This window comes from Streptomyces sp. NPDC059851 (genome assembly GCF_042732005.1).
Taxonomy (GTDB): Bacteria; Actinomycetota; Actinomycetes; order Streptomycetales; family Streptomycetaceae; genus Streptomyces.
Window position 1 is genome coordinate 40,950 of sequence record NZ_JBHWJJ010000036.1, and the last position, 25,846, is coordinate 66,795.

At 72.7% G+C, this 25,846-nt stretch carries 19 protein-coding genes; 16 read left to right on the plus strand and 3 right to left on the minus strand.

The window, feature by feature from the left end:
- Positions 1–513 precede the first annotated feature (513 nt).
- The 4 genes from ACFV7Q_RS15450 to ACFV7Q_RS15465 are packed head-to-tail and all read left to right on the plus strand — an operon-like array spanning position 514 to position 8,688.
- The gene (locus tag ACFV7Q_RS15450; protein ID WP_385428579.1) at positions 514–2,085 is read left to right on the plus strand and encodes a TIGR02677 family protein; all 1,572 of its coding nucleotides are present in this window, start codon (positions 514–516) and stop codon (positions 2,083–2,085) included.
- Complete coding sequence (locus ACFV7Q_RS15455; protein WP_385428580.1) at positions 2,082–3,326, plus strand: TIGR02678 family protein; 1,245 nt, start codon at positions 2,082–2,084, stop codon at positions 3,324–3,326. Before ACFV7Q_RS15450 ends, ACFV7Q_RS15455 begins: the two co-directional genes overlap by 4 nt.
- The gene (locus ACFV7Q_RS15460; protein ID WP_385428581.1) at positions 3,323–7,441 is read left to right on the plus strand and encodes a TIGR02680 family protein; all 4,119 of its coding nucleotides are present in this window, start codon (positions 3,323–3,325) and stop codon (positions 7,439–7,441) included. The genes ACFV7Q_RS15455 and ACFV7Q_RS15460 overlap by 4 nt, the downstream gene beginning before the upstream one ends.
- Entirely contained in the window at positions 7,432–8,688 is a 1,257-nt protein-coding gene (locus ACFV7Q_RS15465; protein WP_385428583.1) for a TIGR02679 family protein, read from the plus strand. Before ACFV7Q_RS15460 ends, ACFV7Q_RS15465 begins: the two co-directional genes overlap by 10 nt.
- Before the next feature lie 106 nt (positions 8,689–8,794).
- On the opposite strand, the gene ACFV7Q_RS15470 is transcribed toward ACFV7Q_RS15465, so the two are convergent.
- On the minus strand, positions 8,795–9,481 hold the full coding sequence (locus ACFV7Q_RS15470; protein ID WP_385428612.1) for a helix-turn-helix transcriptional regulator: 687 nt from the start codon (positions 9,479–9,481) through the stop codon (positions 8,795–8,797).
- An 82-nt stretch (positions 9,482–9,563) separates the two neighbouring features.
- Between ACFV7Q_RS15470 and ACFV7Q_RS15475 the strand changes: the two genes are divergently transcribed.
- The 4 genes from ACFV7Q_RS15475 (at position 9,564) to ACFV7Q_RS15490 (ending at position 13,666) form a co-directional block, all read left to right on the plus strand.
- On the plus strand, positions 9,564–9,989 hold the full coding sequence (locus ACFV7Q_RS15475; RefSeq protein WP_385428584.1) for a hypothetical protein: 426 nt from the start codon (positions 9,564–9,566) through the stop codon (positions 9,987–9,989).
- 153 nt (positions 9,990–10,142) lie between these two features.
- Positions 10,143–11,984: a glycoside hydrolase family 15 protein gene (locus tag ACFV7Q_RS15480; protein WP_385428585.1), complete on the plus strand. Its 1,842-nt coding sequence runs from the start codon at positions 10,143–10,145 to the stop codon at positions 11,982–11,984.
- Positions 11,981–12,463, plus strand: a complete 483-nt coding sequence (locus ACFV7Q_RS15485) for a hypothetical protein (RefSeq protein ID WP_385428587.1) — start codon at positions 11,981–11,983, stop codon at positions 12,461–12,463. Before ACFV7Q_RS15480 ends, ACFV7Q_RS15485 begins: the two co-directional genes overlap by 4 nt.
- A gap of 162 nt (positions 12,464–12,625) precedes the next feature.
- Positions 12,626–13,666, plus strand: coding sequence for a beta family protein (locus ACFV7Q_RS15490; protein WP_385428589.1), 1,041 nt, complete (start codon positions 12,626–12,628; stop codon positions 13,664–13,666).
- Between the two features lie 40 nt (positions 13,667–13,706).
- On the opposite strand, the gene ACFV7Q_RS15495 is transcribed toward ACFV7Q_RS15490, so the two are convergent.
- Together ACFV7Q_RS15495 and ACFV7Q_RS15500 are read right to left on the minus strand one after the other, a co-directional pair.
- Positions 13,707–14,045, minus strand: a complete 339-nt coding sequence (locus ACFV7Q_RS15495; RefSeq protein WP_385428591.1) for a hypothetical protein — start codon at positions 14,043–14,045, stop codon at positions 13,707–13,709.
- Positions 14,042–14,269, minus strand: coding sequence for a hypothetical protein (locus ACFV7Q_RS15500; protein ID WP_385428592.1), 228 nt, complete (start codon positions 14,267–14,269; stop codon positions 14,042–14,044). Before ACFV7Q_RS15500 ends, ACFV7Q_RS15495 begins: the two co-directional genes overlap by 4 nt.
- Before the next feature lie 113 nt (positions 14,270–14,382).
- Between ACFV7Q_RS15500 and ACFV7Q_RS15505 the strand changes: the two genes are divergently transcribed.
- From ACFV7Q_RS15505 to sbnB, 8 genes are all read left to right on the plus strand, one after another.
- Positions 14,383–15,300 (plus strand): Scr1 family TA system antitoxin-like transcriptional regulator, encoded by a 918-nt coding sequence (locus ACFV7Q_RS15505; RefSeq protein WP_385428593.1) that lies wholly within the window; start codon positions 14,383–14,385, stop codon positions 15,298–15,300.
- On the plus strand, positions 15,206–15,415 hold the full coding sequence (locus tag ACFV7Q_RS15510) for a DUF397 domain-containing protein (RefSeq protein ID WP_385428595.1): 210 nt from the start codon (positions 15,206–15,208) through the stop codon (positions 15,413–15,415). Before ACFV7Q_RS15505 ends, ACFV7Q_RS15510 begins: the two co-directional genes overlap by 95 nt.
- A gap of 237 nt (positions 15,416–15,652) precedes the next feature.
- The gene (locus ACFV7Q_RS15515) at positions 15,653–16,486 is read left to right on the plus strand and encodes a hypothetical protein (protein ID WP_385428597.1); all 834 of its coding nucleotides are present in this window, start codon (positions 15,653–15,655) and stop codon (positions 16,484–16,486) included.
- 399 nt (positions 16,487–16,885) lie between these two features.
- Positions 16,886–17,650: an ABC transporter ATP-binding protein gene (locus ACFV7Q_RS15520; RefSeq protein WP_385428598.1), complete on the plus strand. Its 765-nt coding sequence runs from the start codon at positions 16,886–16,888 to the stop codon at positions 17,648–17,650.
- Positions 17,626–19,221 (plus strand): transporter, encoded by a 1,596-nt coding sequence (locus ACFV7Q_RS15525; RefSeq protein ID WP_385428600.1) that lies wholly within the window; start codon positions 17,626–17,628, stop codon positions 19,219–19,221. Before ACFV7Q_RS15520 ends, ACFV7Q_RS15525 begins: the two co-directional genes overlap by 25 nt.
- Positions 19,222–19,264: 43 nt before the next feature.
- A complete protein-coding gene (locus ACFV7Q_RS15530) occupies positions 19,265–21,112 on the plus strand; it encodes an ABC transporter ATP-binding protein (RefSeq protein WP_385428602.1) in 1,848 nt (615 codons plus the stop codon).
- Positions 21,113–21,384: 272 nt separating this feature from the next.
- Positions 21,385–24,396 carry a BTAD domain-containing putative transcriptional regulator gene (locus tag ACFV7Q_RS15535; RefSeq protein ID WP_385428604.1) on the plus strand — a complete coding sequence of 1,004 codons (3,012 nt, stop codon included), beginning with the start codon at positions 21,385–21,387 and terminating at the stop codon, positions 24,394–24,396.
- Between the two features lie 176 nt (positions 24,397–24,572).
- The gene (gene sbnB, locus ACFV7Q_RS15540) at positions 24,573–25,607 is read left to right on the plus strand and encodes a 2,3-diaminopropionate biosynthesis protein SbnB (protein WP_385428606.1); all 1,035 of its coding nucleotides are present in this window, start codon (positions 24,573–24,575) and stop codon (positions 25,605–25,607) included.
- Positions 25,608–25,846 lie beyond the last annotated feature (239 nt).

The window sequence follows — 25,846 nt, forward strand, 5'->3', positions numbered from 1 at the left end:
AGGCAGCACGAAGTCGCTCGTGCGGGTGGGGGCGTGTCCTTCGAGTTCCACAAAGTGGAGCGGAAGCCCGGCGGGCCGCTGAGATGGTGTTCGTCATTCTAGAACAGAACGTGGATCACGAGTCTGGTGCTGGCTGAGTCAGTGCCGTCTGCCACTCTGCTCGTCATGCCGCGGACTCGCGGCCGGAGGCTTGGCGAGCGTCGCTGTGGTATGCCCGCCGCTCCGCGAGGCACTGCACCGAGCCGGGAAACTTTTGCCGGTGGTTCGACCACCGGCAGTGGGACGGCGGAAGTGGCTTGCGCAGAGTCGATCCCACCACGTCGGGTACGTCGCCGTCTGGAGGCCGTTGAGAAGGGGCGCTGAGCCGTTGTTCGCGGTGGTGTCGGATGCTCGGCTTGTTGCGCTCGTTCGGCTTCGGGCGGGGGTGGGGAGGCGCGGTCAAGATCGATGTGATTCGGTCAACTCCTGCCGCTCTTGCGGATCAAGGGCGTGGGTTCGGGAGAATGGGTGGTGATGGACACGACTCCTCCGCAGCCCACGGGCCAGACCGGCGAGTACGGGACGTTTTCCCACCTCACCGCCCCGAACGTGCTGGTCTACCGCTCCGTGATGCGGGCCTTCCTGGCTGCCAAGGAGCGGTTCGCCGTGCATCTGAGGCCCGAGGACGTGCAGGCCGCGCTGCCCGTCGGGGTTCGGCCCGGAGAGCTCGATTCCGTGGTGAAGGCACTTGACAGTCTGGTGGCTTGGGGGAACCTGCGGGCCGATCCGGACACGGGGCGGGTCACCGCCGTCGAGGACTTCTATCGGAAGCGCTTCATCTATCAGCTCACGCGGGAAGGGGAGGCCGCCGAGCAGGCGCTGTCCGCCTACGACGAGGCGCTCGGGCGGCGGGGTGCGCTGCAGGCCGTTGCGCTGCACGACATCGTCACGCAGTTGCGGGTGCTGTTGGTGCTGGCGGCCGAAGAGGAGCCGGATCCGGCCAAGACGCATCTCGCGCTCGACGGGCTCGCCAGCCGGTTCGCCGCGCTCGCCGACAACGCGCGCGCCTTCATGGGGTCGCTGCAGCGGACGATCGATCTCCATGATGTGGGGGAGGAGGTTTTCCTCGCCTACAAGGACCAACTCATCCAGTACCTGGAGCGGTTCATCCAGGACCTGATCACCCTCGGCGCGCGCATCGCCCGGCTGATCCTGGAGTTGGAGGACGGCCGGCGCATCGAGCCCTTGCTGCGGGCGGCCGCCGCTCGCGAGGCGGCCGATGCGACCCCGCAGGAAGCCGCGGAAGCCGAGCAGGCCGGGTACGAACGGTGGGTCCACCGGTGGGAGGGGCTGGCGGCCTGGTTCCTCAGTCGGGGCGGCCGGGAGTCGCAGTCCCGGCTGCTGCGCGGGCGCGCGCTGGGTGCGATTCCGCAGCTGCTGGCGGTCGTGCGGGCGTTGAACGAGCGCCGGGCCGGCCGTTCGGACCGTTCGGCGGATTTCCGTACGCTCGCCCGCTGGTTCGCCGAGGCCCCCGACGACGACGCCCGGCACCAGCTGTGGCGTGCGGCCTTCGGGCTCTATCCCGCGCGGCACCTCACCGTCGACGCCGAGACGCTGGCCGCACGGCTCGCCCGCCCCGACCCCGCGTCCACGCCGTGGGCCGACGCCGAACCGCTGCGCATCAGCCCGCAGCTGCGACGCACGGGCAGTTACGAGCGGCGCGGCAAGCCCCGAAAGGTCGAGGACCGGCAGGAGGCGCGTCGGCTGCTCGCGGAGACCGCCGCCAAGCAGGCCGCGGAAACCGCTGCCGCGCGGGCCCGGCTCGCCACCGACGGCATCACCACGTTGTCCGGGCTCGGCGAACTCGATCCGGTCAGTTTCCGGCTCTTCCTCCAGCTCCTCGGCGACGCACTGGCCACCTGGCGGCCCGGCATGTCGCACACTTCGGCCACGAGCAACGACGGATCCATGGAGATCCGGCTCACGGCCTTGCCGGACGGATCCACGACCGAGATCCGCACGCCGGTCGGGACCTTCCGGGGCCCCGATCACACCATCGAGATCGTCGATCTCACCGCCGGAACGGAAGGGGGCGACGGACCATGACCACCCCGCTCGCCGAAGTGCTGGACGGGCAGCACGCCGCCGAACTGCGCAAGGCCGCCCGCGCCCTGTTGAAGCAGCCGCTGCTGCTGGCGCACGGATCCTCCGCCGATGCGTACCGACTCGTTCGGCGGCACGCCTCCGAGCTGCGCGAATGGTTCGACCGCAACACGGGCTGGTCCCTCCAGGTCGACTCCGAAACAGCCCGGCTGGGCAAGATCCCCGCCCACCTCGCCGACGCCACCCACCCCGCCCGCGAGGCCACCCGCAGCGCCGCCCCCTTCACCCGCCGCCGGTACGTCCTGCTCTGCCTCGCCCTGGCCGCCCTCGAACGCGGCGAGGCACAGGTCGCCCTCGGCAGGCTCGCCGACCAGGTCGTGCTGGACGCCGCAGACCCCCAGCTCGCCGCCACGGGGATCCAGTTCACCCTGGACCGCCGCGACGAGCGGCTCGACCTGGCCGCCGTGGTGCGGCTCCTGCTGGGCCTCGGAGTGCTGCGGCGCGTCGCCGGAGACGAGGACGCCTACGTCAGCGGAGCCGGCGACGCGCTGTACGACGTCGAGCGGCGCGTGCTGGCCGGGCTGCTCGCCACCCGCCGCGGCCCTTCCACGGTCCGGGCCGCGGCCTGGGAGGAGCGGCTCGCGGAGCTCACCGCCGAGACCGCCCTCGACAGTGATGAGCTGCGCTTCCGTGCCGTGCGGAGGTCGCTGACCCGGCGACTGCTGGACGACCCCGTGCTCTACTACGACGAGCTGACCGACGCCGAACTGGCCTACCTCACCCGTCAGCGCGGCTTCCTCACCGCACGCATCACCGAGCTCACCGGACTCGTCGCGGAGGTCAGGGCAGAGGGGATCGCCATGGTCGATCCCGACGACGACCTCACCGACCTCCGCATGCCGGAATCGGGCACCCACGGCCACGTCACCCTCCTGCTCGCCGAACACCTCACGGCGGCCGACGGCCCCGTCAGCAGGGCCGACCTGATGGGCCGGGTCACCGAACTCGCCTCCGAGCACGGCGGCTTCTGGTCGAAGTCGGCGCGCGAGGCGGGAGCCGAAGCGGAGCTGGTGGAGCAGGCGGTCGCCCGGCTCGCCGCCCTCGGTCTGGTCTCCCGCACCGCAGACGGGGTCGTGCCCCGGCCGGCGCTCGCCCGGTATGCGGTCGGCGAGACCGTCGTACTCACACCCCGTGCGACAGGCACCACCGGGGTGCCCGTGCAGCGAAAGGCGTCACCGCGTTGATCTCCCGTACCGCGCTCCCGGCCCCCGCGCGCTCCCGCTGGCAGCCCCTGCGGATGGGGCTGGTCGACCTCTTCCACTACGACGTGGAGGAGTTCCGTTTCCGCGACGGCAGGCTGCTGCTCCGAGGGAACAACGGCACCGGCAAGTCGAAGGTGCTCGCCCTGACCCTGCCCTTCCTCCTCGACGGGGACCTCAGCGCCCGCCGCGTGGAGCCGGACGGGGACACGGGCAAGAGAATGGAGTGGAACCTCCTGCTCGGCGGCGAGCACCCGCACTCCGAACGACTCGGCTACACCTGGGTGGAGTTCGGCCGCCGCGACGGGACGAGCGGCGAGGAACACTTCCGCACGCTCGTCTGCGGGCTCAAGGCGGTCAGCGGGCGGGGGATCGCCCGCCACTGGTGGGCGGTGACCGGGCAGCGGATCGACCACTCGCCCGCCGGATCACGTGTCGAAGGCTCGCTCAGCCTGCTCGACGCCACGGGTACCGTGCTGTCGCGCGACCGGCTCATCGAAGCGGTGTCGGGACACGGGATGGTCCACGACCAGGCCAAGGCCTACCGCCGGGCCGTCGACGAGGCGCTGTTCGGACTCGGTGAGCAGCGCTACGGCGCCCTCGTCGACCTGCTCATCCAGCTGCGCCAGCCCCAGCTGTCCAAGCGTCCCAACGAAGCGGCCCTCTCCCGCGCCCTCACCGAGGCGCTCCCGCCCATGGACCAGGCCGTCATCGCGGACGTGGCCGAGGCCTTCCGGTCCCTGGACGAGGAGAAGGAGGAACTGCGGGCCGCCGGGGCGGCCGAACGCGCGGCATCCGCGTTCCTCGACCACTACCGGCGCTATGCCCGCATCGCCTCGCGCCGACGGGCGCGCCTCCCGCGTACCGAGCACTCCCGGTACGAGCACCTGCTGCGCGACCTCGCCGGAGCACAGGACGAGAAGGCGGTCGCCGAGGAGGAGCGGGCGGAGGCCGCCGAGCGGATCGCCGCGCTCGCCGAGACGCAGGCGCGGCTGGAGGCCACCGACGCAGCTCTGCGCGAGGGTCCGGAGATGCGCAGCGCCCACGAACTGGAGCGTGCCGCCAAGACCGCGGAACGGTCGCGGGGCGACAGCGCCCGCGCCCTCGCCGACCGGGAACAGGCCGCGCTCCTGCACACCCGGGCGCTGGGTCGCCTCGGCACCGCGGAGAACCGGCTCAGAACCGCCCGGGAACAGGCCGAAGGCACGCTCCGCGAGGTCGGGGAGGTCGCCCGCAAGGCCCGGCTGGACCTGCCGGAGGCCGAGGGCATGACGGTGGCCGAGCTGCGTGCCGCCGTGGCCGAGGCGACCGATCGCCGCCAGCGCACCCTCGGACACGTGGAAGACCTCGCCGAGCAGGCCGGGAAGGCGGCGGCCGAGCACCGGGCCGCCGCACTGCGGCTCGACGAGGCGGAAGCCGACCTGGGCCAGGCCGCGGAGGCAGAGGAGGCAGCCGGAGAGGCGGTGACGGCTGCCGGCCGGACTCTGGTCGATGCCGTACGCGAACATGCGGGCCGGTGCGGGGAGCTGGTGTACCCCGACCCGGAAGGACTGCTGGACGAGCTCCAGGAGTGGGCCGTGCACCAGAACGGCCCCTACCCGGCACGCCGGTACGCGGTACAGGTGCACAGCGCCGCGGCAGCGGTGCTCGCGGACCGGGCGGCGGAAGCGGCGCACGCCCGGGCGGGCCTGGCGGCCCGTCTCGGGGAGGTGGAGGAAGAACTCGCGGAGCTGGAGGCAGGCGGCCGGCGGGCGCCGACCGCTCCGTACACCCGAACGCCGGGCTTGCGCGATCGGGCACCCGGTGCTCCGCTGTGGCGGCTGGTCGACTTCCGGGAGCACGTCGGGGAAAGCGACCGTGCCGGCCTGGAAGCAGCCCTGGAGGCGGGCGGGTTGTTGGACGCCTGGGTGTGCCCTGACGGCGTGGCTCTGGCCGCGGACGGCCACGACGTGCTCCTCGCCCCGCGCACCGGTCCGGTCGGTGGCCCGTCGCTCGCCGACGTGCTCCGCCCGGCCGTCGACCGCGGCGACGCCCGGGCGGCCGCGGTGGGCGAGGAAGCGGTGGTCCGGCTCCTGGGGGCGATCGGACTCGGCGCCACCCCGGGGGACGCGGCGGCCGACACGCGGGTCGCGCCGGACGGACGGTACCGGGTGGGTGCGCTCACCGGTCGGTGGACCAAGCCCGGTGCCGAATACATCGGAGAGGGCGCCCGGGAAGCCGCGCGGCGCGCCCGTATCACCGCCTTGAAGGCGGAACTCTCCTCCCTCCAGGAGCTATGGGATGCCAGTGCCGAGCAGGTCCAGGCCCTGGCGGGGCGCCGCTCGGCGCTCGACACCGAGCTGGCGGACGTACCCGACGACGCGCCCCTGACCCGGGCGCACGCCCGTGTCACCGCCGCAGCCGACGCTGTGCGCCGGGCCCGGATCCGCCGTGAGGAGCGGGCCGCCGACGTGCTGGCCGCAGCCGAGCGGGCCGAGCGGGCACGGGCCGACGTTCACGAGACGGCGGCGGCTGTGGGGCTTCCCCCGGAGGTGTCGGAGCTGGCCGCCGTACGTCAGGCCCTCGTGGAGCTCGCCGCGCTCCTGGCAGCGCTCTGGCCCGCACTGCGCGAGCGGACGGAAGCCTTCCGGCAGGTTGCCGAGGAGCGCGAGGAGACCGGCAGGGCCGCCGAACGGACTGCCGAACTCGACCTGCGGGCGGAGGAGGCAGCCCGACAGGCGGCAGCCGACGGCGAGCGGCTCACGACGCTGCGCTCGACGGTGGGCGCGGCCGTGGCCGAGCTGGAGCGGCGCCTCGCCGAGACCGCCGAGGCCCTGCGCCGCTGCGTGACGGACCAGCGCCTGTCCGAGGACCGCCGGACGGAGGCGGACCGGCGGGCCAGCCGGGCCGAAGGCCGCATCGAACAGCTGGAGAAGGACGTCACTGCCGCTGCCGCCGCACGTGCCGAGGCCATCGCCGCGCTCCAGCGCTTCACCGCCACCGGCCTGATCGCCGTGGCGCTTCCCGACCTCGCCGTGCCGGCTGCGGGAGGGGAACCGTGGGCTGCCACGCCGGCCATCGCCCTCGCCCGCTCCCTGGAAGCGGAGCTGGCCGCGACCGATGACTCGGACGGCGCGTGGGAGCGCGTACAGCGGCGGCTGAGCGAAGAGCTGAAGACCCTCCAGGACGCGCTCTCCCGGCACGGTCACACGGCCTCGGCGCGCATGGTGGAGGAGGGAATGGTCGTCGACGTCGTCTACCAGGGGCGCGAGCGCCCCGTACCCGAACTCGTCGACGCCCTCGCGGTCGAAGTGGGGGAACTCACCCGCATCCTGTCCGCACACGAACGCGAGATCCTCGAAACCCACCTCATCACCGAGGTCGCGGGCACACTTCAGGAGCTCATCGGGGCCGCCGAGCGCAAGGTGCTGGCCATGAACGCCGAGCTGGAGGAACGCCCGACCTCCACGGGGATGACCCTCCGCCTGGTGTGGCGGGCCTCGCGCAAGGCTCCCGCGGGACTGGCCCAGGCCCGTGGCAGGCTGCTCCAGACCGCCGACGCCTGGACCCCCGAGGACCGGACGGCGGTCGGGGAGTTCCTGCAGACGCAGATCGCCCGCCAGCAGACCGAGGACGTGGCGGGCAGCTGGCTGGAGCACCTCACCGCGGCCCTCGACTACCGTTCCTGGCACGAGTTCGCCGTCGAGCGGCAGCAGCACGGCCGCTGGGTACCGGCCACCGGACCGGCCTCGGGCGGCGAACGCGTCCTCGCCGTCTCCGTACCTCTGTTCGCCGCGGCCTCCTCGCACTACGCGAGCGCGAGCAACCCGTACGCGCCGCGGCTCGTCACCCTGGACGAAGCGTTCGCCGGGGTCGACGACGACTCGCGGGCCAAGTGCCTCGGCCTGCTCCACGCCTTCGACCTGGACGTGGTCATGACCAGTGAGCGGGAGTGGGCCTGCTATCCGCAGGTACCGGGCATCGCGATCGCCCAGCTCTCCCGCGTCGACGAAGTGGCCGCCGTCCTCGTCACCCGCTGGGAGTGGGACGGCACGGCTCGAACTCGAGGGGCAGATCCCGTGCGGCGGGCGGATCAGGAAGCGGACCTACTGTGGACGTGAAGGGGGCGTCCGTCGACGAGGACCGCTTGCACCGGCTCCTCGGCGGCACCGATCTGGCCTGGCTGGTGGAGCGCGTACGCCGCCGGATGGAGCGCGGTCAGCCACTCTCCGGACCGGTCTCCCTCGCCGCTCCCGCCCCCGCCCAACGCGCCGCGGCCGAACGGCTGCTGGGACGGGCTCCCGGAGGTGGTGCGTCGCTGACCGTGCGGCTCGATGCGGTCGACGCCGTACTGCGCAGATCCGGAATCAGCCCCGGAGGCTTGGAAGCGGCCGTCGCTTCCCTCACCGGTCCCGTCGTGCTCCTCGACGAAGCCCGTCGGATCGAGGGACGGGCCTGGGAGCAGGCCTACGAGCCGCTCGCGCTGCTCGCAGAGGACCGGCCGCGTCTCGCCGAGTGGGCCGCTCGCGTCCGGGACGGCGGCATCGCCCGGCGACTCGCCGGCACGCCCGCCTCCGGTCGCCTGCTGCTCGACCAGGTCGTCCGCGTACTGAGGGAACTGCCTGCCACACCGGCGCGTTCACTGTCGGTGTTCGCAGCGGACACTCTCGGAAGTGCGCACGCACTTGACCACGGCACGCCGGTCGCCACCCTTGTCCTGTCCGGCGTACGAGCTCTGACCGGCCATCCCGAGGGGCAGGGGGCCGCCTGGCGAAGGGCGGCGTGGTCCTCCGCAGGCCTCCTACGCGACGACGTCTCCTCAACGGTCCTCGCACTCAATGTCGGCGGGACTCCGGCCCTGGACTGGATGGCGGACGTGGGCGAACCGTGCGTACTGACCCTCCGGCAGCTCGCCCACCGTCCGCCGCGGACGGCGCCCCCCGTGGTCCACATCTGCGAGAACCCCGTTGTCCTTTCGGCTGCGGCGGACACTCACGGCCCGGACGCCCGACCGCTGGTCTGCCTCCAGGGGCAGCCCTCGGCCGCCGCTCTCACACTGCTGCGCCACCTGCACACGATGGGGGCTGCGTTCCGCTACCACGGCGACTTCGACTGGGGTGGTCTGCGCATCGCCGCGACGCTGATGCAGCACGTGCCATGGCGGCCCTGGCGCTACACGGCAGACGACTACCGGGAGGGGGTGGCAGCGACGGGGATCGATGCTCAGCCACTCTCCGGCAAGCCGGCCCCATCGCCGTGGGACCCGGATCTGGCGCTCGCCCTCGCCGAACACGGGATGCGCTTGGAGGAGGAGGCGGTGCTCGACACGCTGTTGGCGGACCTTGAGTCGCTCGACAAGGGCTGCTGACCTGCGATTTTGGCGATCGTGCGGGGTGTGCGTCTCGGGCGCTGGCTCGGCTGGGTGCGGCGCAGGGGCGCCCCGGTGCGGTGGTCCGTCCGATCTCGCGGTCCGATCAGGTGGCCGGCTGTAGTCGGACGCAGCATCGTCCGGGGCTGGGGGCCAGGCGTGCCTCGATTCCGGCCTCGCCCAGTCCGCTGAGGACACCGCGCAGCAGGTGGAGGTTCATGCCGCACACCGTCCGGGTGTGCTCCCGGGCCAGCGCGTCGAAGGGGCAATTGGCCAGCACGATGTCCTCGCCCTCACGGTGCGGCTCGAAGCCGTACCGCTCCAGCAGGTCGAAGACGCCCGTCCTGTTCTGCTCGCCGAGGTGCGTGCCGAGTTCCTCGGCCTTGCGGTGCAGCACGGTCCGCACCGGCTCGCCGGTCGCGTCGGATTCCTCCACGGCTTGGGCCAGGAGCCGTCCGGCCAGCTCGTAGCGGCGGTCCGGCAGGCTGACGGCGATCTCCTTCGCCGAGCGGCGGTAGAGCTTGGCCGGCCTGCCCGCGCCCGGTCCGGAGCGCCCGCTGCGGCGCTCGTAGACGACGTCGAGCAGGGATTCGTCGGCCAGCCGGTCCAGGTGGAACGCGGCGGTCTTCCGTGGCAGCCCGAGGGCGGCCGCCGCCTCGTCCCTGCTGACCGGGCCCGGCTGGCGCACCACGTGGTCGTACAGCCGCCTGCGGGTCGGCTCGTCGAGAGCGGCGATGGCGGAGACGGCGGAGACGGCGGCGTCGTGCACTTCCTTCGGGGTGTCCACGAGCACCAGTGTAAAACCCACGGCCATTGACTTTAGAGCGACATCGCGTTTCTATTGTCTATGAGACTTGCCGATAGAAGGAGGGGTCATGACCTCCGAAACCACCACCACCTCCGCCGCCTCGCGGCGGGCGGTGCTCACTGACCCCGGCTACCAGGCGTTCGTGATCCTGCGTACCGGATTCACGGTGGCGCCGATCCTCTTCGGGCTGGACAAGTTCGCCAACCTGCTCGTGGACTGGCCCACCTACCTCGCGCCGTGGATCGACGGCATCGTTCCCGGCAGCGCCCAGGCGGCCATGTACGCGGTGGGTGTGATCGAGATCGTGGCTGGTGTCACCGTGGCGCTGGCTCCCCGCTTCGGGGGCTGGCTGGTGGCCGGCTGGCTGGCTGGCATCATCGTCAACCTGCTGACCATCCCGGGCCACTACGACGTCGCGCTGCGCGACTTCGGACTGCTCCTCGGCGCCGTCGCGCTCGCACGCCTCGCCCAGCGTTACCACGCCGACCGGTAGCGGTGGACGGGCGGGCCCCGGATCCGTCCGGCGGGTGGAGCCTCACGGCGCCACCCGCCCGTGCCGCGCCCCCTCGGACCGCCTCGCACAGTGATCAGCGATCAGCCCCGTCGTGCCGGAGCGACGGCGCGGGCGCGGTGAGATGGTGAAGTCGTGGGAACTTCTCCCGACACCGGTCGTCACAGCCCGGTGGTCCCGCGGACCGGTGGATACGTTCCGCTGCGCGACTACGCAGTGATCGGCGACGGCCGGGCTGCGGCACTGGTCGCCCGCGACGGATCGGTGGACTGGCTCGGACTGCCGGACCTGGACTCGCCTGCGGTGTTCGGAGCCGTGCTCGACGGCGACCGCGGCGGCCGGTTCCTCCTGGAACCGGCGGTGCCCTACCGCAGTGAACGCCGCTATCTGCCCGACACGAACGTCCTGGAGACGACTTTCGTCACCCCGCAGGGCACTGCCCGGGTCACCGACGCGCTGACCCTGCGCGACGAGGTCGCGCTCGACCCGATGCGCGAGCTCCAGCGGCGTGTAGAGGGCGTAACCGGGGCCGTGCCGATGCGGTGGAGGGTGCAGCCCCGATTCGGCTACGGCACCCGCACCACACGCCTGGTCCGACGCGCGGGAGTCCCCATGGCGACAGCCGGTGCGGACGCGCTCGCCATATGTGCCTGGGAGGCCGGCGAACCCCGGTGCGAGGGGGATTCGATCAGCGGCAGCTTCCTCACGGCGCCGGGCGGGAGTGCCCTGATCGCCATGCCGTTCGCCCATCAGGAACCGCTGGTCCTGCCGGCCCGCGCCGAATGCGACGCCCGCCTGGAGCGTACGTGCGCGGCCTGGCGCCGTTGGGCGGACGACCGGATCTACACCGGCAGGTGGCACCAGGCGGTGATGCGCAGCCTGCTGGCCTTGAAACTGCTGGTCTTCGCTCCGTCGGGCGCGGTCGCGGCCGCGGTGACGACCTCGCTGCCGGAACACGTCGGCGGTGAGCGCAACTGGGACTACCGCTTCTCGTGGGTCCGCGACTCCGCCTTCACCCTGGCCGCCTTCCTCCAGCTCGGCTGCCCCGCGGAAGCACACGCCTATTTCTGGTGGCTGATGCACGCCTCCCAGCTCACCCACCCCCGCCTGCAGGTCCTCTACCGGCTGGACGGCGGCGCACACACCACGGAAGACACCCTCCCGTGGGAGGGCTACCGCGGCTCGTCGCCGGTGCGCATCGGCAACGCGGCCGCCGATCAGATCCAGCTCGACACCTACGGCGAGCTGATGCAGACCGCCTGGCTGTACGCGCAGGCCGCGGGACGGCTGGACGCGGACGTGGCCCGCCGCCTGTCGGAACTCGCCGACCTGGTCTGTGGCACGTGGCGAGATCCCGACTCGGGCATCTGGGAAGTACGCAGCGCGCCCCGCCACTTCACCCAGTCGAAGATGATGTGCTGGGTGGCGCTCGACCGCGCAGTACACCTCGCCGGGCGCCGCTCGATTCCGGACCGGCACCTGGCCCGCTGGCAGTCCGCCCGCCAAGAGATCGCCACGTTCATCGAGACCCGCTGCGTCTCGCCGCGCCGCAACTGCTACGTGCGTTCCGCGGGCAGCGAGGACCTGGACGCCGCCGTCCTCCTCGGCCACCTGCACGGCTACGACGGCGACGCCCAGCGCATGGACGCGACGATCAAGGCCGTGGGGCAGGAACTTCGGCACGGGCCGTTCGTCGACCGCTACTCCGGCGAAGACGGCCTGAGCGGACCCGAGGGCGCCTTCCTCGCCTGCTCCTTCTGGCTCGCCGAATCCCTCGCCCACACCGGACAGCTCGCCCGGGCCGTCGCTCTGATGGACGAGCTGGTCGGTCTGGCCAACGACGTGGGCCTCTACAGCGAGGAGATCGACCCGGCCACCGGTGACTTCCTGGGAAACCTGCCCCAGGGGCTGAGCCACCTGGCGCTGATCAGCGCCGCCCGTGCCATCGATGCCGCACACGAGGAGGCGATCGAGTGAGCGCGTGGGGGACGGCTGCCGGGGCGTTCGTCGGCACACTGGCGCTGACCACCGCATTGCGTGCCGCCAGCGAGATGCGCCTGACACGCATGGACTTGCCCTTCCTGCTCGGCACGGCGGTGACCGTCAACCGCACGCGTGCGAAGGCGGTCGGCTACCTGATGCACTTCCTCAACGGCGAGGTCTTCGCCTTCATGTACTACGCCGTATTCCTCGCGATCGGCACGGCCGGCTGGTGGCTGGGCGCCCTCTTCGGTCTCCTGCACGGCCTGTTCGCCGGCACCGCGCTGGTCAGCGTTCTCCTGCCACTCGTCCACCCCCGGATGGGCAGCCCGCTCACCAGCGCCCCCGAGGTGGCCCTTCTGGAACCACCCGGCTTCCTGATGCTCAACTACGGACCGAGCACTCCCGTGGTCACCGTCCTCGCGCACGTCGGCTACGGAGCCATCGTGGGAGGCTTCACCGCGCTCGGTGCCTGACGGCCAGGGCGGCCGGATCACGGCAACGCCGACGTACTGCCGCAGCTCGCCGGCTGGCCGGTCTGGCCGGTCTGGCCGAAACGGCGCTCTTTCCGCCGTGCCTGATGTTGCCGACCCTGGCAGGAAGCGAAGGGCCGCAGGCAGTGCCAGGGGGAGCCGCCGATGTCCGGACCGCTTTACGTTCCCGTACTTCCGGCCCGGCCGCACGCGGCGGAGGCGTACCGCCGGCTGCGTCCCGACGTGCAGAGCGCCGTGGCACCCGTCTGGAACCTACCGACCCGGCCGGGACTGCCGCCCGAGACTCTGGCGACCGAGTTCCGCAGGGATCTGGCCGGTGTGGTGAAGGCCCAGCGGTACCGGACGGCCTGGCTGGACGCACCGGGTGTGCGCGGGGCGGAGGGCTCCGTGCTGGCCGAGCTCCTGGAGGCCGCCACCGTGTGGGGGCCGTTCCGGCCGGTGACCGGCCCCGGTCGGCCCGCGGCACTCCAGCACCTGGTGCTCGATGTCGCACGGCGGGCGCAGGACGGGTTCGGGATACGGGTTCCGGTCCCGGGGGAGTGGGATGACCTCACCGCAGACCGGGTCCGTGAGCTGCTCCGACGAGCCGACCCGACGGCCCCGGTCGACCTGCTCGTCGACCTGGAGGCGGTCCCCGCGGACCGCCCCGAGGCGGGGAAGGAGGCCGTCCGTGCCCTCGACGCCCTCATACCCCTGGCGGCGTGGCGGACAGTCGCCCTGCTGAGCGGCGGCTTCCCCGAAGTAACCGCCGACATGGTGGAACATGACCTACGGGAAGTACCGCGCACGGACTGGCGCCTGTGGCAGGCCGCGTGCGCCACGGGCCGCTCCTACCTGAAGCTCCTCGCCTACGGCGACTACGGGACCACGCCCCCGTCGTCCCTCGCCCGGCCCCCGCACAACGGTCCCGGGGGACCGGCGTGGGGTGTGCTGCGCTACACCGCGGAACAGTCCTTCGTACTCGCGCGGGTCCTGTCCCGTGGAGACGATCACGTAGCCCGCAACCGGGCCTCCGCACGTCAACTCGTCCAGCACGACGCCTTTCGCGGGCCGGGTGCCGGCAGTGCCGAAGCCTGGCTCCGTGACTGCGCACACGGCTCGGGAGGTACCGGCAACTCCACGACCTGGCTGTGGGTCGGAAACGCCCAGCACATGACGTACGTCGTGCGCAGCATGCGGTCCTGAGGTGCCGCTCCCGGTCTGAGGCGGGGGCCGGTCGAGCCGTTCAGGTTCGGCCACGACGCACGGGTTCGCCGCCGCCCTGCTCCCGGACGACCGTGAGGTACGCCCACGGCTGGAGGACGTAGACACTGCCGTTCTCGAACTCCAGCCGCATCCGGCCCCTTCGCGGCTCCCGCACGTCCGCCACCCGGTGCGGGGTGCCGCCGACCGCGATCAGGTCACCGCGTCGAACACCATCGGCCGTGACCTCCAGGCGTTGCGCGGACCGCCAAGTCGCGGCCGGCCCGGCAGCGCTCCGCTGGTTGTGCTCGCGGAGCCTGGCCAGCAACACCTCGCGCCGGGCGGCGGCCCGCTGCTCCGGATCCGGCGAACCCCCGGTCACCGGACGCCGTTCCGCAGCGCAGCCGCCAACTTCCGCGCCACGTCCGCCCGGCAGCAGCCCAACTCCACCAGCGGCGCGAGGTAGTCGCTCGTCATCGACACCGGATCGATCCCGAGTGACGGCAGGACGACGTCCACTGCCGCCAGCGCCCCGCGCAACTCGTCGCGTGCCGCCTCCGCCGCCCTGGTCTTCTCGACCACGCTCCCGTGCTTGCCCGTTGCCATGTCCGCGCTCCTCCTCGTCGTTCGCTGCGTTCACCGACGAGCATGGATGCGTAGCGCTACGCTCACCAGGGGTAACGGTTTTCGGAGTGCCGAAACGTAAACGGAGTCGCCCAGTGCCCGCACCGAAGGAACTCGACGCGTCGGCTTCGCTTCCTGCTCTATACGGCGTCAAACTGCGCAAGCTGCGGATGCGGGCCGGGCTCACCCAGCGCCAGTTGGGCGACAAGATCCCCATCGCACACAGCCGCATCGCCCAGTTCGAGCTGGGCAAGGAGGTCCCGCCCGAGGACGTCAACGCCAAGCTGGACGTTCTACTCGGTGCGGAAGGCGACTTGGCCGACCTGTGGGGCCATATCAAGCGCACGCCGTATCCAGACTGGGCCCGGACGTACATGGCGCTGGAGCAGCAGGCGCGCAAGGTGGAGAAGTACATGGCACACACGGTGCCCGGCTTGCTCCAGACGGAAGCTTACGCGCGAGCACTCCTGAGCGTTGCCAGGCCCAGTGTGGGGTTGCAACTGGGGCGCATGCTCGAAGCGCGAATGAGGCGGCAGGATGTGCTGACCAGGCACGATCCTCCCGTGCTGTGGGTCATCCTCGATGAAGCGGTGTTGCGAAGGCCCGTCGGTGATGTTGCGACCTTTCGCGAGCAGCTCGCCCACATCCTGCGCGTGACGGGCGAGCGAGATCACGTGACAGTGCAGGTATTGCCCTTCGAGCGGGGGGAGCATCCCTTGCTGGGCGGTTCGCTGACAGTACTGTCGCTATCGAACAGGAGCGGCGTGGCTTACATGGAGAGCTCCCACTCGGGTGAGCTGGTGGAGTCGGCCGAGGCGGTCGCAGAGTACGCCCTAGCACTTGATCACTTAAGGGCCCAGGCGCTCCCGCCGGGCCAGTCTGCCGACCTGATCCAAGCCGTGATGGAGGAATCACCCCGTGATAGCCGACTCCCGACACGCTCTCAGCGCCGCAAACTGGCGCAAGTCCAGCTACAGCAACACGCAGGGCGGCGACTGCGTCGAGGTCGCTGACGGGGTCGCCGGAGCCGTGCCCGTGCGGGACAGCAAGTGTTCCTCCGGGCCCGTCGTCATCATCGGCGAGCGGGCCTGGGGCGTGTTCGTGGGGAACCTGCGCCAGCCGTCGTGACCGGGGCGCGGGTTCCCGCGTCCCGGTGCCGCGCGGCACCCTAAAAGGAACGGGTGAGAACCCTCCCAACCAAACCCGGGGGCCAACTCCCTTCGCCACTCGATCGGGTGATCGGGGAGACCCAGCCCCGGGCGGGTGGGGTACGGTCGCGGCAACAACCCCATACACGCAGACGGCCCCCGACAGGACGGCAATCCTGGCGAGGGCCTGACCGATCCGGAAGAAAGACCCTTCCTGATGGCTGATCCGCAGTCTAGCGTGGCCGTGTCGCCGCGCCCCGAGTTCGCGATTCCCGAGGACGCGCCCCGTGCCGGGGTGATCCACGTGCGCCACCGCCACACCGACCGGTTCACGGTGGTGGGCAACCACCTCGCCCAGCACCGGAGCCTTTCCGCCGCCGCCATCGGCCTCGGCGTGTACATCCAGTCCCTGCCCGACGGGGCCTCCGTCACCGTGAAGACGCTGACCCTCCGGTTCCGCGAGGGGGAGATCACCATTCGGCGCGCGCTCAACGAGCTGGAGGCCGCCGGGTATGTGGAGCGTCGGCGCGTGGCCCTGGGCGGGGGACGGTTCGCCACGCGCACCCTGGCGTACGACAAGCCCGGCTGTGCGCCCGTACGCGAGCCGGCGCCCACCGTGCCGCAGCCGGCCGGGGCCGTGCCGGCGGAGGCTGCCGCACCGCGGGAGGCTCCCGCCGTCACCGGGCCCGCCGCCGAACTCCTCGCGGGATTAAGGCTCGTGGACCCGCGCCTCGTCCTCGCCGCCCGCGACGTGCAGCGTCTGGTGCCCGCCGTCGAGGCGTGGTCGGCCCGTTCTGTGACCCCGGAGCAGATCACCCGCACGCTCACCGCGAACCTCCCGCCCGCGCCGGTGCCGATCCACCACCCGGCCCGGTTCCTCGAACACCGCCTGGCTGCCTTGCTGCCGCCGCCGCTTCCGGCCGCGCCGCCACCACGGCCGCGCCCCGCGCCGCTGATCACCTGTGACGGTTGCGAGCGCGCCTTCCGCAGTCATGACCCCGACGCTCGGTGCTCGGACTGCGGGCCGCCGACCGTCGCCGCAGCGGGCTGAGACGCTCCCGAGGGCCGGACCGGTCGTCAGCGGGGCGGTACGTCATGGTCTTTGCATGATCGATTAGACTTGTCCGGGTGACGGCGTGCCGGTTGGGGCACGGCGTCACCCGCGTGGGGGAGGCGCCGGCGGTCCCGGCATGCCGAGCGGACCGGGGGCCTGTGCCCCGCCCCGTCGCCGGTCCTTCCCCCGGCTGCCAGAAGACCGACCGCCGGCGACGCCGTACCGGCGGCTCTGCTGGGCGCTCGGGGATCCGTAGGCCGGTCGGCGCCGTGTCGTCGCGGCGTGGTTCACGGGGCGGAAGCAGTCAACAGCACGGTCGGCACGATGCGACGGCCGTCCCCGCGCGCCAGGAAGGGTTACCCCATGCAAGGCCCCCATGGAAACGTTTCTCCACCCATGGCGGTGGACGTGCGAGGACTGCGCAAGGAGTTCGACGGCAAAGTCGCCGTCGGCGGCGTCGACCTCAGCGTCCCCCGGGGCAGCTTCTACGGGCTGGTCGGGCCCAACGGGGCCGGCAAGACGACCAGCCTGTCGATGATCACCGGCCTGCTGCGCCCCGACGCGGGCACCGTCACCGTCGCCGGGTACGACGTCTGGCGGGACCCGTACGAGGCCAAGCACCGCATCGGCATCCTGCCCGAGGGCCTGCGCCTGTTCGAGCGGCTGTCGGGCCGCGAACTCCTGCGCTACACGGGCCGGCTGCGGGAGCTGCCGGCCGCCGACACCGAGGCCCGGGCCGAGGAACTGCTCGGCGTGCTCGGGCTGGACGGGGCCGCCGACAAGCTGGTCGTCGACTACTCCACCGGCATGCGCAAGAAGATCGGGCTGGCCGCGGCGCTGCTGCACAACCCGCCCGTCCTCTTCCTCGACGAGCCGTTCGAGAGCGTGGACCCCGTGTCGGCCGAGACGATCCGCGAGGTGCTGCGCCAGTACACGGCGAGCGGATCGACGGTGGTCTTCTCCAGCCACGTCATGGAGCTGGTCGCCGCCCTGTGCAGCCATGTCGCCGTCATGGCCGGGGGCCGGGTCGTCACGGCCGGCACCCTCGACGAGGTGCGGGCCGGGCGGAGCCTGAACGAACGCTTCATGGAACTGGTCGGTTCCCCGGCCGGAACGGCGAAGGGAGGGACCCTCGCATGGTTGGGGTCTTCGTCGGGCTGAAGCTCGCCCTGCTGCGCAGCAGCCTGCGCCGCAGCACCGGTCGCGCCGTGGGATTCACGGCCGGTGTGGCCCTCGGTGTCGCCGGTGCCTGCTACGCGGCCGTGGGCCTGGCCCGCGGCGACGGCGGGGCGGGCCCGGGGGGCGGGGCCGGCGGGGCCGACCTGGCCGTCCTCGTCTTCGCCGGACTGGTCGTGGCGTGGCTGGCGCTGCCGCTGTCCTTCGGTGCCGGCGGGGACGAGAGCGCGGACCCCACCCGCCTCGCCGTCCTGCCGGTGCGACCCCGGCGGCTGATCGCGGGGGCCACGGCCTCCGCCCTGGTCGGCCCGGGCCCGCTGTGCACGCTGATCGTGATCACCGGGGCCGTCGCGGGTGCCTCCGACGGCGCTTTCGACAGCCCGGCAGGTGCCGCGGTCGCCGTGTTGTGCGTGCCGCTCACGCTGCTGCTGTGCGTGGTCGCTTCCCGGGCCGTACTCGCCGCCTTCGCCCGCGCCCTGACCGGCAGGCGCGGCAAGGACGCCGCCGCGCTCGGCGGGGTCCTTGCCGCGGTCGGCGGCTACGCGGCCTACCTCCTGCTGTCCACCGCCGGCCCCGGCCCGGCCCTGCCCCCCGTCGTCGTACGGGTCCTGCGCTGGACCCCGCCCGGCTGGCCGGCCGACGCGGTCCGGGCCGCCGCCGAGGGCCGTACGGGCACCGCCCTGCTGGAGCTGGCCGGGACCGCCGCCCTGATCGGCCTGCTGATGCTGTGGTGGCACGCCTCGCTGGCACGGCTGATGACCACCGCGGACGCCTCCACCGCCCGGGACGTGAAGGTCCGGGCCGTCCATGCCGACGGGCTGCGGGCCCGCCTGCTCACCTCCAGCCGCGTCCTGCTCGTCGCCCACCACCAGTGGGGCGCGTTCCTGCGGGCGCCCCGGCACCGGATGACGATGATCGCTGCCCTCGCGTACGCGCTGCTGTTCCCGGTGGTGCTGGTGTCGGTCGGCATGGCCACCCCGTACACCGTCGTCGGCGGGGCCTGGGTGTTCGGACTCACCGTGCCCGGCGTCCTGTTCGCCCTCGACGGCTCCGCGATCTGGACCAACGTGGCGACGCTGCGGACCGTCGCGCAGGCCCGGGCCGAGCTCGCCGGACGGATGCTGCCCCAGCTCGCGGTGATCGTGCCCTGGCTGACCGCCGTCGCGACCGGGATCGCCCTCGCCACCGGGCGCACCGACCAGCTCGCCGCCGCGCTCGGGGTGACCTTCGCCCTGCTCGGGGTGACGTTCGCGATGGGCGTGGTCATCAGCGTCTTCCACCCCTACCCGTACCCCGAGGACGTGTGGGGCGTGAGCGCGCCCGGACAGAGCGGCGGGTACCACCTCGCCAACTTCTGCAGCTCGCTGCTGGGCGCAGTGGTGATCGCCCCCGTGGCCGCGGGCGCGTTCCTGCTGGACGGCTCGGGCTCCGCCTGGCTGCTGCTGCCGCTGGGCACGGTGTACGGACTGGCCGCCGTCCTGCTCATCCTTCGGCCCCTGGGACGGCGTCTCTTCGAGCGGGCGCCGGAGATCCTCACCACGCTGCGGATGTCCTGAGCGCACCGCCCTCTCCGACCACCTCACCCCAGGAGCCACGACGATGACAGCCCCGGCCTTCCGGTCCCTGCTGGGACACGCCCGTCCGTACCGCGTACCGCTGGTCGTAGGGGCGGGGCTCAGCGCGCTGGGCGGGGTGGCGGGGCTGGTGCAGCCGCTCGTGGCGAAGGCGTTCGTCGAAGCGTTGGGGGCCGGCGAGCCGGTCTTCCGGCTGCTGGTGCTGCTCGGGCTGCTCATCGTCGGCGGGACCGTGGTGGCCGCGTTCGGGATGTACACCGTCGAGCGGGCCGCCGAGGGCGTCGTGCTCGGGGCCCGGCGGCGGCTCGTCGCCCGGCTGCCCCGGCTGCGGGTCGCGGACCTGGACCGGCGGCCGCCGGGCGACCTCATCTCCCGGGTGACCGCGGACACCACGCTGCTGCGCGAGGCGGCCACCAACAACCTCGTCGACACGCTCATCGGGGCCGTCACGCTGGTCGGCATGCTCGTGCTGATGGCCTGGCTCGACCTGGTGCTGTTCCTCGCCGTGCTCGGGGTCGTGGCCGTCATCGGCGGCTGTACGGCGGTCGTCATGCCGCGCATCGCCCGGGCCGCCAAGGAGACCCAGGAGGCCCTCGGCGAACTCGGCTCGGGGCTGGAGCGGCTGCTCGGGGCGATCCGCACGGTCAAGGCGTCCGGCGCGGAGCAGCGGGAGAGCGACGGCCTGGAGGCGTCGGCGACCGGCGCCTGGCGGGCGGGCATCCGGGCGGCGCGCTGGGGCGCGGTGGCCGGGACCGCCAGCGGGCTCGTGGTGCAGCTGGGCTTCCTGACGGTGCTCGGCCTCGGCGGGGCGCGTGTCGCCGCCGGGGAGATGAGCGTCGCCTCCCTGATCGGGTTCCTGCTGTACCTCTTCTACCTGGTCGGGCCCGTAGGACAGTTGGTGAGCGGGGTCAGCGGCCTCCAGGTGGGCATCGCCGCCGTGGGGCGCATCCACGAGGTGCTCGAACTCGACCCCGAACCGGCGCCGGAGGAAGCCGGCTTCCCGGCGCAGGCCCCGGCCCCCGTCCCCGCGCAGGCCCCGGCCCCGGCCGCGGCGGAGGCCCCCGCGCAGGCCCCGGACCACGCGCAGGCCGTCCCGGCGGCTGTGACTGCGGCCTCCGTTTCCTTCCGGGACGTCGTCTTCCGGTACCGCGAGGACGGGCCGCCGGTGCTGGACGGCGCCACGTTCGAGGTTCCCGCGGGCGGGCTCACGGCCGTCGTCGGGCCCTCAGGGGCCGGCAAGAGCACCCTGTTCGCCCTGCTGGAGCGCTTCCACGACATCGACGGCGGCAGTGCCCGCATCGACGGGCAGGAACTGCGCGACCTGAACCCGGCCGTGCTGCGCCGGACCATCGGCTACGTCGAGCAGGACGCCCCGGTGCTGGCCGGCACCCTCCGCGACAACCTGACCTTTGCCGTCCCCGGGGCGACCCCCGCCGACCTGGACCGCGTACTGGCACAGGTGCGGCTGACGGGGCTGGTCGAGAGCCTGCCGCAGGGCCTCGACACGGAGGTCGGCCACCGCGGCACGGCGCTGTCCGGCGGCCAGCGGCAGCGGATCGCCATCGCCCGCGCCCTGCTGCGCCGGCCGCGGCTGCTGCTCCTCGACGAGGCCACCTCGCAGCTCGACGCGGTCACCGAGGGCGAACTGCGGGAGGTCATCGCGGAGGTGGCCCGGACCACGACCGTCCTGGTCGTCGCCCACCGGCTGTCCACGGTGACGGGCGCCCGCCGGATCCTCGTACTGGACGGCGGGCGGGTACGGGCCGCCGGCACGCACGGGGAACTCCTGGAGGGGGACGCCCTGTACCGCCGGCTCGCCACGACCCAGATGCTCGGCGCCGTTCCCGGGCAGGCCCCGGCGGCCACCGGCTGAGCCGTGACGGTTCGGTGTGGCCCTCGTTGCAGGTGTGGCGCGTAACGATTGGTCCCGTTGGTTCCGGCGTCACGTCCAAGGGGTGAATTCCAGCCAATCGGTGGGTCCTCGATCAGGTTTCGGTCATGGGGGTGTGCAGGCCGAACGGCATACGTCCCAACCCTGTTCACCGAACCCCGGAACGGTAGGGTGATCAAGCTGCTGAGCCCGGTCGGTGACAGGGGGAGGATCCATTGGGCGAGCGAATCAGCTTCAGAATTCTTGGGCCACTTATGGCCACTGCGGGGGAGCGAACTGTTCCGGTAGGGGGTGCCCGGCAACGTACGATTCTGGCCCTTCTGCTCCTCAGTCCGGGGCGGATCGTTCCGGTGGACACTCTGGTCGACGTGGTGTGGAACGGGCGCCCGCCCGCCACCGCCCGCACCCAGGTCGCCATCGTCATCGCCGCCCTGCGCAAGGCCCTGAAGGCCGAAGGGGTGGCCGACGAGATCATCGTCACCTCGCACCCCGGCTACCTGCTGCGCATCGACGGGCACCAGCTGGACGCCCTCACCTTCACCGACCTCGTCTCCGCCGCCGAGACCGCCGTCCGCGAGCAGCGCCTGGGCGAGGCCGCCCGCGCCTACGCCGACGCGCTCGCGCTGTGGCGCGGACCGGCCCTGGCCGGGGTCTCCGGGCAGCTCGTGGAGGACGAGGCGGCCCGCTGGGAGGAGATCCGCCTCAACACCTACGAGGCGATGACCGACGTACAGATCGAACTCGGCGAGCACCAGCTGCTCCTGCCCGAACTGGCCGCGACCGTACGGGAGCACCCACTGCGCGAGCGCGCCCGCCGGCACCTCATGCTCGCCCAGTACCGCTCCGGACGGCGCGCCGAGGCCATGGAGACCTTCCGGGAGACGCGCCGGCTGTTCATCGACGAGCTCGGTATGGAACCGGGGCCCGAACTGCAGGACCTCCACGACGCGATCCTGCGGGACGACCCGGCCCTCACCCCGACCCCGGCCGCACCTTCCCCGGCCGCCCGCGCCGACGGCGCCCCCGGCGCAGGGGACGCCCCGGCCGGACGCGGCGCCATCGTCCCCTCCGAACTGCCCCCGGACGTACCAGGGTTCGCCGGGCGTGAGGAGGAACTGCAGGCCCTGGACCCCCTGGTGGACATCCGCAGCCAGGACGGCCGCACCGCCCCCACCGTCGGGCTGATCACGGGCGTCGCCGGCGTCGGCAAGACCGGCCTCGCCGTCCGCTGGGCCCACCGCGTCGCCGAACGGTTCCCGGACGGACGGCTCTTCGCCGACCTGCGCGGTTACGACGAGCACCACGCCCCCACCACCGCCAGCGACATACTCGGCCGCTTCCTGCGCTCCCTCGGAGTGGCGAGCGACGACGTACCCAACCGGCTGGAGGACCTCACCGCCCTCTACCGCAGCGTGCTCGCCGACCGCCGTGTCCTACTCGTCCTCGACAACGTCCGGACCTTCGCGCAGATCAGACCCCTGCTGCCGGGCAGCGGCGGCTGCACCGTCCTCGTCACCAGCCGCGAACAGTTGGAACAGCTCATCACCTGGCCGCAGTCGGCCCGGGTCCACCTCGGCCTCCTGCCCGAGGACCGGGCCGTCGAACTCCTCGGCCGCATCGTGGGTGAAGCCCGCACCGCCGCCGCCCCGCAGGAAGCGCGACGCCTGGTCGACCTGTGCGACCGGCTGCCGCTCGCCCTGCGCATCGCCGCCGCCCGGCTGGCCTCCAAGCCGCACTGGTCGGTACGCCACCTCGTCGCCCGGCTCAGCGACGAGCGGCGCCGCCTCGACGAGCTCAGCCAGGGCGAGTCCCAGGTGCGGGCCAGCTTCGCGCTCAGCTACCGGTACCTGCACAAGGACGCCGCCCGGCTCTACCGCTACCTGGGGCTGCTCGGCGTACCCGACTTCACCGCCTGGGTCGGGGCCGCGCTGATGGACCTCGACGTCCTGGACGCCGAACGGCTGATAGAGCACCTCGTGGACGCCCAGTTCCTGGAGGTCGTCGGCGTCGACGCCACCGGACAGCTGCGCTACCGCTTCCAGAACCTGATGCGCCTGTACGCGGGCGAACTGGCCCGTGCCGAGGAGGCCGACGAGGACCGCACCGCCGCCTGCGACCGGGTCTTCCGCACCTGCCTGACCATCGCCGAGCAGGCGCACCGCCGCGAGTACGGCGGCGACTACGGCATCGTGCACAGCGACGTGCCGCGCCGCGCCATCGACCCGGTCCTGCTGGAGGAGCTGCTCGCCGCCCCCCTGGAGTGGTACGAAGCCGAACGGCTGTCGCTCGTCGCCGTCGTCGAGCAGGCCTCCGCGATGGGCATGGCCGACCTGGCCTGGGACCTCGTCATGTCCATGGAGGTGCTCTTCGAGTCCCGCAACTACATGGACGACTGGCGGACGTGCAGCGAGTACGCCCGCGCCGCGGCCCGCGCCGCCGGCAACGTACGCGGCCAGGCCGCCATGGAGCAGCAGCTCGGCACCGTCGACCTGCGGCTGCGCAGACTGCCCGAGGCGGCGGCCCGGCTGGAGCGCTCCCTCGACCTGTACACGCAGGCCGAGGACGGGCTCGGGCGGGCACTGGTGCTCAGCAACCTCGCCTTCATCGACCGGATCCGCGGCGAGTACGGGCGCGGAACCGGCCGGCTCCGGGAGGCCCTGCCCGTGTTCCGGGCGGCCGGCGACCGCTCCTCCGAGGCGTACGTCCTCAACCTCATGGCCCAGTTCGCCCGCGACGAGGGGCAACTGGAGCAGGCCGTGGAGCTCAGCCGGGACGCCGTCCGCGTGTGCACCAGCATCGAGGGCGACGCCCGCAGCCTCGCCCTGGCCCTGCACGAACTCGCCAGCGCCCAACTGGCCCTGGGCCGGCTGGAGGAGGCCGAGACCGAGTTCAACCGGGTCGTGGGGATCGTCCGGGAGAAGTCCGACCTGCTCGGCCTGTCCTACGCCCTGCTGGGCCTCGGCCGGACCCGGCAGGCCGCGGGCACCACCGATGCGGCCGAGCAGACCTTCCTGGAGGCCCTCGACCACGCCCTGCGCACCCGCAGCCCGATGATCGAGGGCCAGATCCGGCTCGCGCTGGGCGAGGTCCGGGCCGCGGGCGGCCACGAGGAGGAGGGCAGGACGCACCTGGTCCGCGCCCTCGGGATCTTCGAGCGGATCGGCTCCCCGCCCTGGGAGGAGAAGGCCCGCTCCGCCCTGGCCCTGCTGCCCGGGCGACCACCGGGGGAGGACGGGCCGGCCGGACCCGGCGGGGGCGGCGCATGACCCCCGGGCCGGACCCCGCGGGGCGGGTGGCCGGGCCGGACCTGCCGGGCCGCGTGGGCCGGGCGGCGTAACCGGGGCGCGACCCGCCGGGGCGGGTAGCCGATCAATAACCCGCCGATAAGGCCCGCGCCTAGCGTCATCGCAGACGAGAAAACTGCCGAGTTGTGGAGTCCGCGATGTCACGTACGGCCGGCGCGCCTTCCTTCGCCGTGATCCCCGGCGCCCAGGTGCACGAAGTCCTCGACGGCCGTGCACCCGAAGTGGTGGGATTGATCGAATCCGCATACCGGGTGCACGGCGAGGGCGGCACCGTCAATCCGCCCTCCTATTTCCTCCGCTTCCCCGACCGGCCGAAGGCTCGCATCATCGCGCTGCCGGCTTCGATCGGGGGAGCGGCACCGGTCGACGGGCTGAAGTGGATTTCCAGCTTCCCGGACAATGTGGCGGCCGGTATTCCGCGGGCTTCCGCTGTGTTGATCCTCAACGACCCCACGACCGGATATCCGCTCGCCTGCCTGGAATCCTCGATCATCAGCGCGGCGCGCACCGCCGCCTCCGCGGCGCTCGCCGCCGACCGGCTCCGCCCGCCCGGACGCCGACCCCGCCGGATCGGCTTCTTCGGCGCGGGCCTGATCGCCCGCTACATCCACCAGTACCTGGCGGGCACCGGCTGGGAGTTCGACGCGATCGGTGTGCACGACCTGTCGGCCGAGCACGCGGCCGGCTTCGCAGGCTACCTGGACCGGGCGGGCGAAGCGGCGCCCGTCACCGTCCACGACAGCGCCGAAAAGCTGATCCGCTCCAGCGACCTGGTGGTCTTCGCGACGGTCGCGGCCACCCCGCACGTCACCGACCCCGGCTGGTTCTCCCACAACCCGCTGGTCCTGCACGTCTCCCTGCGCGACCTGTCCCCGGAGGTGATCCTCACCGGCTTCAACGTCGTCGACGACATCGAGCACTGCCTGAAGGCCGAAACGTCCCCCCACCTCGCCGAACGGCTCACCGGCGGCCGGGACTTCCTCGACGGGACCCTCTACGACGTGCTGAGCGGCGCGCTCACCGTCCCCGACGACCGGCCGGTGTTCTTCTCCCCGTTCGGCCTGGGCGTCCTCGACCTCGCCGTCGGCCGGCACGTCTACGACACCCTCCGCGCCGAGGGCCGGCTGCCCGTCGTCGAGGACTTCTTCCACGACATGCGCCGCTACGGCTGAACCACCCGCTGCCCCGCCCGCCCCCACGCCAGCGGCCCTGCCGCCCACCCTGCGGCCGACCCCCACGTCCGGCCTTCCCGCCACCCCCACCCCCACCCCCGCCTCCCCCGCCCGCCCGACCCCGCGGCCGCCCCGGGCGGCCCCGAGCCATCCGAGGAAAGAGTTCTGGTGACCACACTGCTCGACACCGCCCGCCGGGCGCCGGCGGGCCACGGCCGGCGCCCCCTCCCCCTCCGGAT

Excerpts from the sequence above, each read along its gene's own strand:
- ACFV7Q_RS15475 (WP_385428584.1), top strand. The coding sequence starts at position 9,564 with ATGACCTCCGAAACCACCACCACCTCCGCCGCCTCGCGGCGGGCGGTG.
- ACFV7Q_RS15535 (WP_385428604.1), top strand. The coding sequence starts at position 21,385 with ATGGCCACTGCGGGGGAGCGAACTGTTCCGGTAGGGGGTGCCCGGCAA.
- ACFV7Q_RS15515 (WP_385428597.1), top strand. The coding sequence starts at position 15,653 with ATGGCTGATCCGCAGTCTAGCGTGGCCGTGTCGCCGCGCCCCGAGTTC.
- ACFV7Q_RS15450 (WP_385428579.1), top strand. The coding sequence starts at position 514 with ATGGACACGACTCCTCCGCAGCCCACGGGCCAGACCGGCGAGTACGGG.
- ACFV7Q_RS15490 (WP_385428589.1), top strand. The coding sequence starts at position 12,626 with ATGTCCGGACCGCTTTACGTTCCCGTACTTCCGGCCCGGCCGCACGCG.
- ACFV7Q_RS15500 (WP_385428592.1), bottom strand. The coding sequence starts at position 14,269 with ATGGCAACGGGCAAGCACGGGAGCGTGGTCGAGAAGACCAGGGCGGCG.
- ACFV7Q_RS15530 (WP_385428602.1), top strand. The coding sequence starts at position 19,265 with ATGACAGCCCCGGCCTTCCGGTCCCTGCTGGGACACGCCCGTCCGTAC.
- sbnB (WP_385428606.1), top strand. The coding sequence starts at position 24,573 with ATGTCACGTACGGCCGGCGCGCCTTCCTTCGCCGTGATCCCCGGCGCC.
- ACFV7Q_RS15455 (WP_385428580.1), top strand. The coding sequence starts at position 2,082 with ATGACCACCCCGCTCGCCGAAGTGCTGGACGGGCAGCACGCCGCCGAA.
- ACFV7Q_RS15525 (WP_385428600.1), top strand. The coding sequence starts at position 17,626 with ATGGTTGGGGTCTTCGTCGGGCTGAAGCTCGCCCTGCTGCGCAGCAGC.
- ACFV7Q_RS15520 (WP_385428598.1), top strand. The coding sequence starts at position 16,886 with ATGGCGGTGGACGTGCGAGGACTGCGCAAGGAGTTCGACGGCAAAGTC.